Below are 16,910 nucleotides of genomic sequence, written 5' to 3'. Positions count from 1 at the left end.
AATTATATCAGAGTTTTGTAATATTTATACTTTATTATATAAGTATAGATAAGCAAAAGTACAAAAATTAGAAAAGAGGTGACTTATATTGTATAATATATATGGAAAAAGAAGGAAAGTAGGTAAAAAAAGGGATGTACAATATATTAGTAGTGGATGACGATCAACAAATTGTAGAAGCAATAGAGATTTATTTGAAAAATGAAGGATATAAGGTATTTAAAGCTTATGACGGCATGGAGGCGCTAGAAATTCTAGTACACCAAGACATACATTTAATACTTATGGATATAATGATGCCAAAGCTAGATGGAATGAAAGCCACAATAAAAATAAGAGAAAGCAAAAACATACCAATAATAATATTATCTGCAAAAAGTGAAGATGTAGATAAAATAATGGGTCTTAACGTAGGGGCAGATGATTATATAACAAAGCCTTTCAACTTATTAGAGCTTATCGCAAGAGTAAAATCAAATCTAAGAAGATATGTAACTCTAGGAAATTATCAAGATCAGCCAGTATCCTGTAAAAAAATATTAAGTAGCGGAGGATTAGAACTAGATTCAGATACTAAAGAAGTCAGAGTAGATGGAGAAAATGTTAAAGTAACTCCTATAGAATATAAAATTTTAAAGCTTCTACTTGAAAATAAGGGGAGAGTATTTTCAATAGATGAGATATATGAAAATGTATGGAACGAAGAGAGTTTTAAAGCTGAAAATACAGTAGCAGTGCATATAAGAAGGATAAGAGAAAAAATAGAAATAAATCCAAAAGAACCTAAATATTTAAAAGTAGTATGGGGAATCGGGTATAAAATTGATAAATTATAATGATTATTTAAGTTATAAAAAATATGTTTCAATGAACTAATACTTTAATATTATATTTCACGCAAACGTGAAAAGTTAAAAAAATATCAAAAACACCAGGGGCAATATTATGAATAGAAAAGCAATAATGACAATGATAGGAATATCAACACTATTAGTATCAGGATGTAGTGCAACAAAAACAACAGAGATAAATGTATTAGCAACAACAGATTTACATGGTAGTATTCCATATGAATTAGGTGAATATGCAAAAAACGAATTAAAAAAAGAAAAAAATGTAGCACTAGTAGATGCTGGAGATTTCATAGATAGATATGATAGGGGTGCTATGGATAAATATTTTGAATTAAAATATGAGGATGAGCAGAATAATAAACAGATTCATAGAGAGGTACCTCTAGCAAAAGATATGAAAGAAATAGGATATGACGCTGTAGTGCTTGGAAATCATGAATTTATATCAGGTAATAAATTTTATTTAGATGGTATAGTATCAGATTTTAATAAACAAGGAGTAGATGTATTATCTGCAAATACATACAATAAAAATGGATCAAATTACGTAAAGCCCTATGTCATAAAGAAAGTAAAAACTTCTGATGGTGAAGTTAATCTAGGAATATTAGGACTTACAATAAAAGAAGTGGGAAGAGATTGGTATTGGGATAAAAATTGGAATAGAGTAGAAGCAAAATCAATAGAATTAAAAGACCAACCAGGGTTTGAAGATTTATATATGAAGGACTTAGTAGAAGACGCTAAAACATATGTAAAAGAAATGAAAAAAGATGGAGCCGATGTAATAGTTGCAGTAGCACATACTGGAGAAAAGCCTAAAAATCCAAAACACCCAGGAAATAGAATACAAGATTTAGCTACACAAGTAGATGGAATAGATGCAATAGTAGCAGGTCATAACCATGAACAAATAAAACAACATGATTATACAAATAAATCAGGTGAAAAAGTAATAGTGACTGAACCTGGTAAACGTGGAGAGTGTATCTCTAAAATAAATTTTAAACTAGAAAAAGACGAAGACACGTGGAAAATTGTAGAAAAATCAAGCGATTTAAAACAAATTGAGCAACCTCCTTTGAGTGAAAATTTTGATGAATTTTTTAACGGGTTCCGTGATATAGATGAAGATGTTAAAGAAATAAATTTAGAAAAAATAATATCCTTTAAATGGGATAAAGCATATTACTTTAAAACTCCAATAAATAAATCAGAAATATACGAAAAAGTAGGATACAAATATAACAGTCTTTCAGATATTGTAGATGAGAATATGCTACAAATAGTATTTATGGAAGGTGAAAAAGTAGTTTGTCATATATGCATTGATAAGAATCTATTTAAATTTGATATTAAATTTGATGAATCAGACTATGAAGGTAATACAGTAACTATTTACCCAAATAAAAATGATAAATTTAAAGTGCAAATGAAAATGAATAAAGGATATCAGAGTATATACTTAACGCATACAAAATAGCAATAAAATATAAGGGGAAGCTTTATGAAAAGAAAAATAATAATATCAATATTAGGGATATCAACACTATTAGTATCAGGATGTAGTTCGACTAAGACAACAGAAATAAATGTATTAGCAACAACAGACTTACATGGGAGTATACCATATGAGTTATCTGAATATGCAAAAAATGAGTTAAAAAAAGAAGAAAATGTAGCCCTAGTAGACGCTGGAGATTTCTTAGATGGAGATGGTGGCGGTGCTATGGATAAATACTTTCATTTAAAACGCAAGGATTATGAAAATAATAAACAAATTTATAGAGAAATGCCTTTAGCAAAAGATATGAAAGAAGTAGGATATGATGCCGTGGTACTTGGAAATCATGAATTTGTATGTAGTGATAAATTTGATTTAGATAATATAGTATCAGATTTTAATAAACAAGGAGTAGATGTATTATCTGCAAATACATACAATAAAGATGGTTCAAATTATGTAAAGCCATATATTATAAAGAAAGTAAAAACACCTGAAGGAGAAGTTAATCTAGGAATATTAGGACTTACAATAAAAGAAGTAGGCGAAAAATGGGATTTTGATGAAAATGGAAATAAAATAGAAGCGAAATCACTAGAATTAAAAGACCAGACAGGATTTGAGGATTTATACATGAATGACTTAGTAGAAGATGCTAAAACATATGTAAAAGACATGAAAAAAGATGGTGCTGATGTAATAGTTGCAGTAGCTCACACAGGAGAAAAACCTAAAAAACCAAAACATCCAGGAAATAGAATCCAAGATTTAGCTACACAAGTAGAGGGGATAGATGCAATAGTTGCAGGTCACAATCATGTACAAATAAAACAACATGATTATACAAATAAAGCTGGAGAAAAAGTAATAGTTACAGAACCAGGTAAACATGGAGACTGTATTTCTAAAATAAATTTTAAACTAGAAAAGGACAAAGATAATTGGAAGGTTGTAGATAAATCAAGCGATTTAAAACAAATTGAACAACCTCCTTATGATAAAAATTTAGACGCATTTTTTAAGGGAATAGAAAATGTAGATGAGAAAACTGAAGAAGTAAACTTAGGAAAAATAATACCATTTAAATGGGACAAGGCATATTTCTTCAGATCACCAATAAAAAAAGAAGAAATATACAATAAAGTGGGATATAAATGGAGAGACATTACAGCTGCTGAAAATCAAAATAAGATGCTAATGGCATTTATGGATGATAAAAAAGTAGTTTGTTATTTATATTTTGATATTGAATCAATGGGTATGACTGTAAAATTTGATGAATCACAATTTAAAGATAATGTAGCAACTATTTATTCAAGTAAAAATGATAAGTTTAAGATAAAAATAAATAAAGAAGATTTTAGTATTTATCTAACACATGTAAAAAATCAATAACATATAAGGGGAAATTTTATGAAAAGAAAAGTAGTAATGACAATATTAGGAATAGCAACACTATTAGTATCAGGATGTAGCACACCAAAAACAACAGAAATAAATGTATTAGCAACAACAGATTTACATGGTAGTATACCATATGAGTTATCTGAATATGCAAAAAATGAATTAAAAAAAGAAGAAAATGTAGCACTAGTAGACGCTGGAGACTTCTTAGATGGAGATGATGGTGGAGCTATGGATAAATACTTTGAATTAAGACGTGGGGATTATGAAAATAACAAACAAATTCATAGAGAAATGCCTCTAGCAAAAGATATGAAAGAAATAGGATATGATGCTGTAGTACTTGGTAATCATGAATTTGTGGCAAAGGATAAATCTGAATTAAGTAACATAATATCTGATTTTAATAAAAAAAATATAGATGTGTTATCTGCGAATACATACAATAAAGATGGTTCAAATTACGTAAAGCCATATATTATAAAAAAAGTAAAAACTCCTGAGGGAGAAGTTAATTTAGGAATATTAGGGCTTACAATAAAAGAAGTTGGTGAAAGTAAGTATTGGGATGAAGAAAGTGGAAAGCTTGTAAAAGCAAAATCACTAGAACTAAAAGACCAACCAGGATTTGAAGATTTATATATGAATGACTTAGTAGAAGATGCTAAAAAATACGTAAAAGATATGCAAAAAGATGGTGCTGATGTAATAGTTGCAGTAGCGCATACAGGAGAAAGACCTAAAAAGCCAAAAAATCCAGGAAATAGAATACAAGATTTAGCTACACAAGTAGAAGGAATAGATGCAATAGTGGCAGGCCATAATCATGAACAAATAAAACAACACGATTATACAAATAAAGCTGGAGAAAAAGTAATAGTTACAGAACCTGGTAAACATGGAGACTGTATTTCTAAAATAAACTTCAAGTTAGAAAAAGATAAAGACAATTGGAAGGTTGTAGATAAATCAAGTGATCTAAAACAAATCGAACAACCACCTTACGTGAAAAACTTAGAAGATTTTTTTGCAGGCTTAGCTAGTATAGATGAAAAAACAACAGAAATAAATTTAGCAAAAATAATACCATTTAAATGGGATAAAGTATACTATTTTAAAACTCCAATAAGTAAAGAAGAAATATACGATAAAGTAGGATATAAATGGAAAAGTATAGCAGACAATATAGATAAAAATATGCTACAACTTGTATTTATGGAAGGTGAAAAAGTAGTTTGTTATATATCTGTTGATAAAGAATTATTTAAATTTGATATGAAATTTGATGAATCGGACTATGAAGGTAATGTTGTAACTATTTATCCAAATAAAAATGATAAATTTAAAGCCAAAGTAAATAGAAATGATTTTAGTCAATATTTAACACATATAAAATAGCAATGAAATGTAAGGGGAAGTTTTATGAAAAGAAAAATAATAATATCAATATTAGGAATATCAACACTATTAATATCGGGGTGTAGCTCAACGAAAACAACAGAAATAAATGTATTAGCAACAACAGATTTACATAGTTTCATACCGTATGAATTAGGTGAGTATGCAAAAAATGAGTTAAAAAAAGAAGAAAATGTAGCCTTAGTAGATGCGGGAGATTTCATGGGTAGAGATGATTCTGGTGCTGTGGACAAATACATTAGCTTAAAGAATAATGATGATAAAAATAACAAAAAAGTTTATAGAGAAATGCCTTTAGCAAAAGATATGAAAGAAATAGGATACGATGCCGTAGTACTTGGAAATCATGAATTTGAATCAAGGGATAAATTTGATTTAGATGGTATAGTATCAGATTTTAATAAACAAGGTATAGATGTATTATCTGCAAATACATACAATAAAGATGGATCAAATTATGTAAAGCCATATATTATAAAGAAGGTAAAAACCCCTGAGGGAGAAGTTAATCTAGGAATATTAGGTCTTACAATAAAAGAAGTAGGTGAAAAATGGCATTGGGATGAAAATGGAAATAAAGTAGAATCTAAATCACTAGAATTAAAAGACCAGCCAGGGTTTGAAAATTTATATATGAATGACTTAGTAGAAGACGCTAAAACATATGTAAAAGATATGAAAAAAGATGGTGCTGATGTAATAGTTGCAGTAGCTCATACAGGAGAAAAACCTAAAAAACCAAGAAATCCAGGAAATAGAATACAAGACTTAGCTACACAAGTAGAAGGAATAGACGCAATAGTGGCAGGTCATAATCATGAACAAATAAAACAGCATGACTATACAAATAAAGCTGGAGAAAAAGTAATAGTAACTGAGCCTGGTGATCATGGAGATTGTATTTCTAAAATAAATTTCAAACTAGAAAGAGACAAAGATAATTGGAAAGTTGTAGAAAAATCAAGTGATTTAAAACAAATTGAACAACCTCCTTTAGGCAAAAATGGAGGGCAGTTTTTTGAGGCAATATTTAAGATACATGAAAATGATAAAGAAATAAATTTAGGCAAAATAATACCATTCAAATGGGATAAAGCATATTATTTTAAAACTCCAATAAGTAAAGAAGAAATATACGATAAAGTAGGTTATAAATATAAAAGTCTTCCAGATGTAGTCGATGAGAACATAGCACAACTTGTATTTATGCAAGGTAAAAAGGTAGTTTGTAATGTATCTGTTGATAAGAACTTATTTAAATTTGATCTTAAATTTGATCAATCAGACTATGAAGGTAATATAGTAACTATTTACCCAAATAAAAATGATAAATTTAAAGTGCAAATGGAAATGAATAAAGAATATCAGAGTATATACTTAACACATACAAAATAGCAATAAAATGTAAGGGGAAGCTTTATGAAAAGGAAAATAATAATATCAATATTAGGGATATCAACACTTATAGTATCAGGATGTAGTTCAACAAAAACAACAGAAATAAATGTATTAGCAACAACAGACTTGCATGGAAGTATTCCATATGAACTATCAGAGTACACCAAAAACGAAATGAAAAAAGAAGAAAATGTAGCCCTAGTAGACGCTGGAGATTTCTTAGATGGAGATGATGGCGGTGCTATGGATAAATATATGGATTTAAAACGCGATGATTTTGAAAACAAAAAACAAATTCATAGAGACATGCCTCTAGCAAATGATATGAAAGAAGTAGGATATGATGCTGTAGTACTTGGAAATCATGAATTTGTAGCAAATGATAAATTTGGTTTAGATAATATGATAGCGGATATTGAAAAACAAGGAATAGATGTACTATCTGCAAATACATATAATCAAAATCGATCAAATTATGTAAAGCCTTATATTATAAAGAAAGTAAAAACATCACAAGGAGAATTAAATTTAGGGATACTAGGTCTTACAATAAAAGAAGTCGGAGAGAAATGGGATTTAGATGAAAATGGGAATAAAGTAGAGGTATCATCCGAATTAGAAGATGACCCACTATACAAAGGGAAGCTATATATGAACGACTTAGTAGAAGATGCTAAAAAGTATGTAAAAGAAATGAAAGCAAATGATGCAGATATAATAGTTGCAGTAGCACATACAGGTGAAAAACCTAAAAAGCCAAAAAATCCAGGAAATAGAATCCAAGATTTAGCTACACAAGTAGATGGAATAGATGCAATAGTAGCAGGTCATAATCATACTCAAATAAAACAACATGATTATACAAATAAAGCAGGTGAAAAAGTAATAGTAACTGAGCCTGGTGATCACGGAGATTGCATTTCTAAAATAAACTTTAAACTTGAAAAAGACAAAGACAATTGGAAAGTTGTAGATAAATCAAGTTCTTTAAAACAAATTGAGATACCTCCTTTAAGTGAAAACTTTGAAAAGTTTTATGCTGCAATAGCCATGGTAGATGAAAAAACTAAAGAAATAAATTTAGGAAAAATAATACCGTTTAAATGGGATAAGGCATATTATTTTAAAACGCCAATAGCTAAAGAAGAAATATATAATAAAGTAGGATACAAATGGAAGAGCATACCAGATAATATAGATGAAAATTACCTTCAGTTAGTATTTATGAATGGTAAAAAAGTAGTTTGTAGCTTATCACTTGATAGAAATATATACAGATTTGATATGAAATTTAAAGATGAGGATTTTAAAGATAATGTAGTAACTATTTATCCAAATAAAAATGATAAGTTTAACATAGAGAAAAATGAAGAAAATTTCAATGTATATTTAACACATATACAAAATCAATAAATAGATACGATTTAATCTAATTATGAAAGTGAGGGAGCTATGAAAAATAATAAAAAAATAAAATTTACCCTATTAATTATATCAATGTTATCACTGGCGATATTTTTAACATCATTACCAACAATTTTCATGTATGCAATGAACAGTAATGGGGTAACAACAAGTTATATGCATGATGATAAAAAACTTATAGAAGAAGATTTCTATAAAAGTCAAGCATTTGATGAAGCAGTAATGAGACCGATTATAGGTTATCTAAATACAGCAGTTACAAGTGAAAAAGATTTGAAAAACAATGAGAAAAAAGAATTAGATCAAAATAAAAAAAGAGCAAAAGAAAATTTAAGTAATTTAAGTAATGTAGAATTTATAGTAATAAACAAGGATACAAATGAATACTACACAAATACTTCAGCAAAGGACATAGAAGAATTTGAAGGTATTGTAGCACAAAAGCAGAGAAAAGCTGGTTGTGTAGTAGCAGATATTGTATCAGAAGATAAAAGCATTCAATACAACAAAACTATAAATACAAAATTATATACAAAAATGGATTCAGAAGGAAGACTAGCTAGTTTAATAAATATAGATAATATACATATACAAGTTGCTGTTACTAAAAATATAGCATCAGGTGATTGGATATATAGAATATATAAAGGTTATCAAAATGATGTATTATTTTTCAAAGTAGCAGGAGGCGTATCTTTTGTATCATTAATAGTATGTTTATTATCTATAATACTTTATAAATTATCTAAAGTAGAATTATTTAGTAGAGATAGTTTTGCTATAAAAGTTTTAAATAAGATACCTATAGAGCTAAGGTTATTGTTAATACCAGTAGTTTTATTTTATGGATTTTGGCTAGTAAATTCACTTTCATATATATACTACGATGCATATTATTATGATGTAGTATATAGTATTGTATTCAGTATATTATATTTATTTATTGTATTTATGCTGATATATATAAGTGGGAAACAAATAAAAAGTATAAAGAGCAAAGATGATATAATAAATCAAAGTTTAATAGTAAAGATATTAATATTATCAAAAAAGATACTTAAAAATCTTAATGAAAGAAGAAAAAATATTCTTCAAAAAAGAAAAGATGCAACTACAAAATTACTTAAATCAAATCAAAATATGCCTTTAATAAAAAGAGTAATGATAATAGTAGGTATAGGGATAGTAGCAAACACAATTATAAGCTTTATATGTGTATTACTTTGGGCTAGTTTTGAATTTGTAGGTGCTATAATTGCTATGATACTAAGTAATGTTGTCTTAGTAGGATTAGCATATCTTCTAATAAAAAAACTAGCATATTTAAGTGATATAATAGAAGGAGCAGAGAACATAAAAAATGGAAATTTAAGCTACAAAATAGAAGTGAAGGATAATGACAACTTTACAACTTTAGCACAAAACATAAACAATATAGGGGAAGGTCTAGAAAACTCAATAGACAAGCAATTAAGAAGTGAAAGAATGAAAAGTGAGCTTATCACAAATGTAAGTCATGATTTAAAAACGCCTCTTACATCTATAATAAATTATATAGACCTTATAAAAGATGAAAAAAACATACAACCAGAATATATAAATGACTATGTAAACGTATTAGATTCAAAATCAAAAAGACTAAAATCATTAATAGAAGATTTATTTGAAGCTAGTAAAGCAAGTAGTGGAAATATAGAATTAAACATAGAACGTATAGAGTTTGATCAGCTAATAAGACAAGCCATTGGAGAAGTAGAAGAAAGACTATTACAATCCAATCTAGATATTAAACTTAATATACCAAAAGAAAAAATACACATAAATGCAGATGGAAAAAGACTATATAGAGTTTTAGAAAACTTATTATCAAATATAGCTAAGTATTCACTTTCAAACACTAGGGTGTATATTGACGTAACAACAGAAGATCAAAAAGTAAAATTAGTTATGAAAAATATATCTTCTTATGAACTAAATTTTGATGCAGAAGAAATAGTAGAGAGATTTAAAAGAGGAGATGAATCTAGAAATACAGAAGGTAGTGGATTAGGACTAGCTATAGCAAAAGATTTAGTTAACATACAAGGTGGAAACTTTGATATAGATATAGATGGAGATTTATTTAAAGTTACAATAGAATTTTTCACAGTTTAAATAATGAAAAGAGATAAGTAAACAAACTTATCTCTTTTTTATGCTTAAGGAAATTACGACTACATTATAAATTAATTAAATATATAATGTCTTAATTAAAAAATTTAATTTTGTAACATTTGCGTAACACAATTAATTTAAAGTAATATTCGAGGTGAATATTATGATAAAAAGAAAAAAGATTATATCTACTATTTTAAGTGTGATCATGGTAGGAGGAGTTATATCAGGATGTAGCAACAAAGATATAGGAAAAACTACAGCTAAAAAAGAAGAAGTTAAAAATCTAGATTTTACATTTGATGTTAATCCAGAGAACTTTGAAGTGACAGTAAATTCAAATAATAAAACAGAGCAAGTGTCAATGCCACAGGAAAAAAGAGAAGTAACAAATTTAAAAAAATCAGAGAATAAAGTTTCATGGACATACCCAAAAGAAAATTTGGATGTAAGTATTGAAAAAGACAATAATCATTTAGATGTGGATATAAAATCTAATAATAAAGAAGAAAATAGCTTTACATGGCCGAGCGTAAGTGGAGAAAGTTATACACTTCCTTTACAAGAAGGCAAGTTTATACCAAGTAATGATAAATATTGGAAAGAATTTTTAAATGATCAAGTTTACAATGTATTAGAAAACTTTTCAATGCAGTTTTTCTCTGTAAACAAATCAAATTATGCACTAACATATATTATAAAAAATAAATATAACAATGATATAAAGTTTGATACTAAAAATGATATAAACTTTTCATTTAAGCATGAATACCCAAGTATAAATAAAAACAAAGAATATGGATTTGAAATATATATAACAGACAACAATGTAGTTGATATAGCTAAAACATATAAAAATTATGTAGTAGAAAAAGGGGAATTTAAAACACTAGAAGAAAAGGCAAAAGAGAATAAAAATATAGAGAAGCTATATGGAGCTCCACAAATATATTTCTGGGAAAAATCAGCCATAACTGAGAGTGATATAAAGTGGCAAAATTTAAAGTCATCTATTAGCCCAGAGCTGGAAAGTTGGATAAAAGAGTTATTAACTACAAAAGTAGAAGATGGAAAAGAAGCAGCTAAGGTATTTGATGATATCAAAAAACAAGATTATATAGATAAATATCAAAAAAATCAAATAGTATCTGCATTTAATTCTATGCTTCAGCTAAAAGAATTTTATAACCAAAGTATATTTAAAAATACTAATAGTGATATAGATAGTTTAGTAAAAAAGGGTGTTGGGAATTTAAATAAAGTAGAATTAGTAAAACTTAATAAGATGTTATTAAAATCAGAATTAAAAGATAGCACAATTAATGTGAATGAATGGTCAAAACACAATACACTTGATCTGATAGATGAAATGAAAAAATCAGGGATGGACAATGCATGGATCGGATTTGATGATATAGAAGCTGGATATGTGTCTCCTGAATTTGTAAAAAAAGCTGAAGACTATGGATACTTAGTTGCCCCATATGATTCATATCACTCTATACACAAGCCAGGTGAGGAAAAGTGGAGTACTGCTACATTTGAAGATAAATCATTATATGAAAATGCAACAGTAGAAAATAAAAAAGGTAAAAAATATGAAGGATTCCAAGGGACGGGTAGAAAATTAAATCCAACTTTATCGCTACCAAGTGTAAAAGATAGAGTAAGTAAAGTTATGGAAAATGGATATGGATTTAATTCATGGTTTATAGATTGTGATGCAACTGGAGAAATATATGATGATTATTCTAAAAATCATATAACAACACAAGAACAAGATTTAAAAGCAAGACTTGAAAGAATGTCATATATTAGAGATGAAAAAAATATGGTAATAGGGTCAGAAGGTGGAAATGACTTTGCAAGCACGACAGTAGCCTTTGCACACGGATTAGAAACACCTGCATTTTCATGGGTAGACCCAGATATGAATAAAAATAAAGATAGTAAATATTATGTAGGAAGATATTATTCTAAGACAGGTGGAGTTCCAGAGGTATTTGCAAAACAAGTTCCAGTTAAAGAAAAATATAAAAAAGTATTTTTAGATTCGGAGTATTCTATACCACTATTTAGACTAGTATATAACGATTCTGTAATCACATCTTATCACTGGTTATGGGGAATTTTTAAAATACAAGATGAAGTTAATAATAGAATGATGAGAGAAATACTATATAATACGCCACCAATGTATCATATAGATAGAAATGAATGGGATAAGTACAAAAATGAAATTAAAGAACACAATGAAGTTTGGTCAGCATTTAATAAAAAAGCTATAAAAGAAGAAATGACTGATTTTAAAATATTGTCAGATGATAAATTAGTTCAAATGAGTCAATTTGGAGATGATTTAAAAGTTGTGGCTAATTTTTCAGATAAAGAATTTAAATATGAAAATGATAATGTAAAACCACACTCTCTTATAATATATGATAAAAATGAAAAAACTATATATCAACCATAAATAAAAACATATCAAAGGAGCTATCTCAAAATATAGAGAAGCTCCTTTTTATGTATAAGGAATGCATGATACTTCAAAAGTATTTATAAATATAAAGCTATTCTTCTTTTAAAATTATATTAAGTATTAATGCAGCAATAGTACCAACACTTATACCAGAACCAAAAATCATCTTTAAAGATTGAGGAAGGTTGCTTAATAAATCAGGTCGAGTAGTTACACCAAGACCTAATGCTATAGAAACTGCAATAATAAGAAGGCTTCTATTAGTCATATTAACTCTTGATAAAGTTTTTATTCCACTAGCAGCAACTACCCCAAACATTACAATTCCAGCACCACCTAAAACAGGTGTAGGTATAGACGCTATTATAGAACTTAGTTTAGGAAATATTCCAAGTATCATCATTATAATACCGGCAATAACAACCACATGTCTGCTAGCTACTTTAGTCATGGGTATAAGTCCAATATTTTGACTGAAAGTTGTATTAGGTCCACATGCTAAAAAACCAGCTATAAAGCTACTGATACCATCAGCCAAAATACCACGGCTTAAATCTTCGCTATTTAAAGTTTTTTCAGATGCTTCTCCAACACCAATTAAACATCCAACTGTTTCTATAACAGTTACAATATACGCTATAATAAACGGAATAAGCCCAGCAATGCTAAATTTAATACCGTGTTCTAAAATAAGTGGAATTCCAGGTATACCAAATAGTGATGCAGTTTTTATTGGTTCAAAATTTATAAGCCCTAAAGGTATGCAAATTAAGTATCCGAATGTCATGCCAATAAGAATTGATGCACTACTAAATACACCTTTTCCATATCTGTTTAAAAGAACAACGATAGTCATTACAATTAATGCTACACTGATATTTAATAAGCTTCCATAAGATGGATTTCCTATTCCACCGGCACACCAGTCCATTGCTACAGGAATTAATGTAAGACCTATAAGCGTTACAACTGTACCAGTAACCACAGGTGGGAAAAATCTCATTAGTGGTTTTATAAACTTGCTAAGAATCATTTCTATAAATGAACCTAATATAGTAGCTCCAAGTATTCCTCCAAGACCCATAGAAGAACCTACGGCAATAGAAGGGCCTACAAATGTGAATGAAGTTCCCATAACACAAGGCAATTTTGATCCTACTTTACTTATACCATTAGATTGTATAACAGTAGCTATTCCAGCTACAAATATTGCAGCACTAACCATCATGGCTGTAGATCTAACATCAAAGCCTAGAGCACCACTAAGAACTAAAGGAACAGCAATTATTCCTCCAAAAGCTGCAACAATATGTTGAAATCCAAGCAATATAGCGTGTTTTAAATCTGGCCTATCATTAATTTGATAATGTAAATTAGACTTTTCTTTTTTACTTTTGTGTGAATCAATTATTTGTGACATAAATAATTCCTCCTAAATATTAGACTTAACTACATTAAAGATAAGTTTTATATATTGAAATATAATTACATAAAGGGAAATTAATGACAAAAAAATATGTTAAAAATAGGTAAACTATGAACATTCAAAAATTAGGAGTATAAATTTAAATAAAGTTCCTACTTTAGGGCAAAATAATGTTAAGAATATGTTAAGAAAATGATAAGAATTCATACAAATGCTAAGAATAAGTTAAATAATTCGAATTTTATTGAATATTTAGACAAAAAAATATACAATTACTTCAATACAATAACTATAAAAAACATAGGGGGCGCTTATGAAAAAACAATATAAAGATACCATAGTTGTAGGGTTTGCATTATTTGCAATGTTCTTTGGGGCAGGAAACTTAATATTTCCTCCGTATTTAGGTCTAGTATCCGGTAGTCATTGGTTAACAGGATTTAGTGGATTTGTAATAGCAGATGTAGGATTAGCCTTATTAGCAATATTAGCAGCAGCTAAGTGTCAAGGAGATATAAGTGTAGTACTTGGCAGAAGTGGGAAAACAATTTCAAGTATATTAGCAGCAGCAATCATGATTTGTTTAGGGCCACTTTTAGCAATACCAAGAACAGGAGCAACAACATTTGAAATGGGAGTTGCACCTATATTTAGTGGATTTAGTCCAATATTATTTTCAGTAATATTCTTTGGCTTAACACTTGTACTTACAATAAAGCCATCAAAAGTTGTAGATATTATAGGACAATATTTAACTCCAGCATTATTGGTAGCACTAATATTTTTAATTATAATGGGTGTGGTATCGCCACTTGGTGACTTAAGCCAGCCAGCTAAAATAGATGCAATATTTGCAGAAGGTATATCTCAAGGATATCAAACAATGGATCCATTAGGAGCAATAGCTTTATCAGCTGTAGTAATAATATCTCTTGGACAAAAGGGATATAAAAAAGAATCTGAGAAAGTAAAATTAACATTACAAGCAGGTGTTGTTGCAGGAGTAGCACTACTTATAGTATATGGAGGTCTTGCATATTTAGGAGCTACAGTTGCTGGTCAGTTCAAAGGAGTAAATCCAGCTGATATAAATCAAACAGCATTAATAGTAAACATAACAGAGCAACTACTAGGTCAACCTGGTAAAGTAGTGTTAGCAGTTATAGTAGCACTAGCTTGTTTAACAACTTCAATAGGTCTTGTTTCAGCAACAGCTCAATATTTTTCTAAAATATCAAATGGAAAAGTAAAATATGAAACAATAGTAATTGGAGTATGTGTATTTAGTGCAGTAGTAGCTAATTTTGGTGTTAGTACAATAATCACATTCTCTGCACCAATATTATCAATAATTTATCCTGCTACAATAGTTTTAGTATTAATGACTTTATTTAGTAGTAAAATTAAAAATGATAATGCTTTTAAATTTGCAACATATGTAGCATTACTTGTAAGTGTTATTACAGTTGTAGATAGCATGGGAATTAAGATGGCATTTATACACAAATTACCTTTTGATAGTTTAGGATTTAACTGGATAGTTCCTGTTATAATTGCTGGTATAGTAGGTAGCTTAATTCCATCAAAGAAAGCGATAAATAATGATAGTTTAAATCAAGATATTATAAATAAATAAAAAAATATAACTTAAAAATTTATAAATATATTTTAAATTAAAAATAATCTAAGTGGATGTAGAAATTATATTTACTTAGATTATTTTTTTTCATTTTGTAACAATTATGAAACAAAATTAATATATACTATATTTATGGAGAAAATATGGAGAAAAAAGTAGAAAAATGTTTAAGTGCTTGTAAATAGATGGTAAAATATTATCTTGTAAATAAGTTTTTTAATATTAAACATATAAGTATGATAAGCGCTACATAATAAGGACAGTAAAGGAGATAGTTATATAATGAAAAAAAGTAAAATATTAATTTTAATTGTTGCTCTAATAGTAATAGCCGGGGGAACTGGATACGGTTGTTATAGGTGGTATTCTTTGAAAGAATTAAATAAAGAACAAATAAAAATAAGTGACTATATAGAATATACAGATCTTGCAAGTGAAAATACAGCACAAGTAAACTGGAAGTATGTAGCTGCAATAATAGGTGTTATAGAAAATAATAACTTTGAAAAAGCAACAACTAATGAAATAAAAGAAGTAGCTAAAATGTTTGTTAATGATAAGCATAAATTAAATTCTTTAGATAAAGTACTAGATAAAATAGGATTTAGTAAAAGTGAAAAACAAAGAACATACAATTATATAGAAGATTTAAAATATTATGGTTTAACACCAAGCAAATTAGAATCAGACTCTGAGTATATTAAGTTTATAGAAAGCATAAAAGAAGGGGCAACAACAAATTATAAAAAATATAAGATACTTCCTTCTATAACAATAGCTCAAGCAATACTTGAAACAGGATGGGGACAATCTGAGTTAGCAAGCAAGTATAACAATTTATTTGGGATAAAAGCAGATAAGTTTTGGAAGGGTGAGTTTGTTACTTTAGAGACTAAAGAGTTTTCTGGAACTGTAATAAATGACAAGTTCAGAAAATATAAAGATAAAGATCAATCAATATATGATCATGCCAAATTCTTATATGAAAATAAAAGATATAGAGAAAATGGAGTATTTGAATCAAATACTTATAAATATCAAGCAAATGCACTTCAAGAAGCTGGATACAGTACTCTTATGAATGACATGGGAGAGAAAATATATGCAAAACAATTAATACAGTTAATACAGCAATACAACTTACAATTAATAGACAATGAGGCTCAAGGTCAAAAATAGATAAAAAAGAAATCTCTATAAATGAGATT

The 16,910-nt window shown here is 28.2% G+C and carries 11 protein-coding genes; 10 read left to right on the top strand and 1 reads right to left on the bottom strand.

Annotated elements, in window-relative coordinates:
• Window positions 1-134 precede the first annotated feature (134 nt).
• From BLP75_RS01410 to BLP75_RS01375, 8 genes are all read left to right on the top strand, one after another.
• Complete coding sequence (locus BLP75_RS01410) at window positions 135-836, top strand: response regulator transcription factor (protein ID WP_092722135.1); 702 nt, start codon at window positions 135-137, stop codon at window positions 834-836.
• 109 nt (window positions 837-945) lie between these two features.
• Window positions 946-2,337 (top strand): metallophosphoesterase, encoded by a 1,392-nt coding sequence (locus BLP75_RS01405; protein WP_092722133.1) that lies wholly within the window; start codon window positions 946-948, stop codon window positions 2,335-2,337.
• 24 nt (window positions 2,338-2,361) lie between these two features.
• Window positions 2,362-3,753: a metallophosphoesterase gene (locus tag BLP75_RS01400; RefSeq protein WP_092722131.1), complete on the top strand. Its 1,392-nt coding sequence runs from the start codon at window positions 2,362-2,364 to the stop codon at window positions 3,751-3,753.
• Between the two features lie 18 nt (window positions 3,754-3,771).
• Window positions 3,772-5,160 (top strand): metallophosphoesterase, encoded by a 1,389-nt coding sequence (locus BLP75_RS01395; RefSeq protein ID WP_092722129.1) that lies wholly within the window; start codon window positions 3,772-3,774, stop codon window positions 5,158-5,160.
• Between the two features lie 24 nt (window positions 5,161-5,184).
• Window positions 5,185-6,576 (top strand): metallophosphoesterase, encoded by a 1,392-nt coding sequence (locus tag BLP75_RS01390; RefSeq protein WP_092722127.1) that lies wholly within the window; start codon window positions 5,185-5,187, stop codon window positions 6,574-6,576.
• Between the two features lie 24 nt (window positions 6,577-6,600).
• Window positions 6,601-7,992 (top strand): metallophosphoesterase, encoded by a 1,392-nt coding sequence (locus tag BLP75_RS01385; RefSeq protein ID WP_092722125.1) that lies wholly within the window; start codon window positions 6,601-6,603, stop codon window positions 7,990-7,992.
• Window positions 7,993-8,031: 39 nt separating this feature from the next.
• Complete coding sequence (locus BLP75_RS01380) at window positions 8,032-10,158, top strand: HAMP domain-containing sensor histidine kinase (protein WP_092722123.1); 2,127 nt, start codon at window positions 8,032-8,034, stop codon at window positions 10,156-10,158.
• Window positions 10,159-10,321: 163 nt separating this feature from the next.
• Window positions 10,322-12,631: a glycoside hydrolase gene (locus BLP75_RS01375; protein WP_092722121.1), complete on the top strand. Its 2,310-nt coding sequence runs from the start codon at window positions 10,322-10,324 to the stop codon at window positions 12,629-12,631.
• Between the two features lie 97 nt (window positions 12,632-12,728).
• Here BLP75_RS01375 and BLP75_RS01370 read toward each other — a convergent pair whose 3' ends face one another.
• Entirely contained in the window at window positions 12,729-14,057 is a 1,329-nt protein-coding gene (locus BLP75_RS01370) for a uracil-xanthine permease family protein (RefSeq protein WP_092722119.1), read from the bottom strand.
• Between the two features lie 319 nt (window positions 14,058-14,376).
• Here BLP75_RS01370 and brnQ point away from each other — a divergent pair, with 319 nt between their 5' ends.
• Together brnQ and BLP75_RS01360 are read left to right on the top strand one after the other, a co-directional pair.
• A complete protein-coding gene (gene brnQ / locus BLP75_RS01365) occupies window positions 14,377-15,699 on the top strand; it encodes a branched-chain amino acid transport system II carrier protein (RefSeq protein ID WP_092722117.1) in 1,323 nt (440 codons plus the stop codon).
• A gap of 285 nt (window positions 15,700-15,984) precedes the next feature.
• Window positions 15,985-16,881: a glycoside hydrolase family 73 protein gene (locus BLP75_RS01360; RefSeq protein ID WP_092722115.1), complete on the top strand. Its 897-nt coding sequence runs from the start codon at window positions 15,985-15,987 to the stop codon at window positions 16,879-16,881.
• The last annotated feature ends 29 nt before the right edge of the window (window positions 16,882-16,910 follow it).

It is taken from the genome of Romboutsia lituseburensis DSM 797 (assembly GCF_900103615.1).
In the GTDB taxonomy this organism is placed as follows: domain Bacteria; phylum Bacillota; class Clostridia; order Peptostreptococcales; family Peptostreptococcaceae; genus Romboutsia_F; species Romboutsia_F lituseburensis.
The sequence above is the reverse complement of the archived record's forward strand: the minus strand, read 5'-3'. Positions and strand labels throughout refer to the sequence as shown.

Coding starts and splice junctions, on each gene's coding strand:
- BLP75_RS01395 (WP_092722129.1), top strand. CDS start 3,772: ATGAAAAGAAAAGTAGTAATGACAATATTAGGAATAGCAACACTATTA.
- BLP75_RS01390 (WP_092722127.1), top strand. CDS start 5,185: ATGAAAAGAAAAATAATAATATCAATATTAGGAATATCAACACTATTA.
- brnQ (WP_092722117.1), top strand. CDS start 14,377: ATGAAAAAACAATATAAAGATACCATAGTTGTAGGGTTTGCATTATTT.
- BLP75_RS01375 (WP_092722121.1), top strand. CDS start 10,322: ATGATAAAAAGAAAAAAGATTATATCTACTATTTTAAGTGTGATCATG.
- BLP75_RS01380 (WP_092722123.1), top strand. CDS start 8,032: ATGAAAAATAATAAAAAAATAAAATTTACCCTATTAATTATATCAATG.
- BLP75_RS01370 (WP_092722119.1), bottom strand. CDS start 14,057: ATGTCACAAATAATTGATTCACACAAAAGTAAAAAAGAAAAGTCTAAT.
- BLP75_RS01400 (WP_092722131.1), top strand. CDS start 2,362: ATGAAAAGAAAAATAATAATATCAATATTAGGGATATCAACACTATTA.
- BLP75_RS01385 (WP_092722125.1), top strand. CDS start 6,601: ATGAAAAGGAAAATAATAATATCAATATTAGGGATATCAACACTTATA.
- BLP75_RS01360 (WP_092722115.1), top strand. CDS start 15,985: ATGAAAAAAAGTAAAATATTAATTTTAATTGTTGCTCTAATAGTAATA.
- BLP75_RS01405 (WP_092722133.1), top strand. CDS start 946: ATGAATAGAAAAGCAATAATGACAATGATAGGAATATCAACACTATTA.
- BLP75_RS01410 (WP_092722135.1), top strand. CDS start 135: ATGTACAATATATTAGTAGTGGATGACGATCAACAAATTGTAGAAGCA.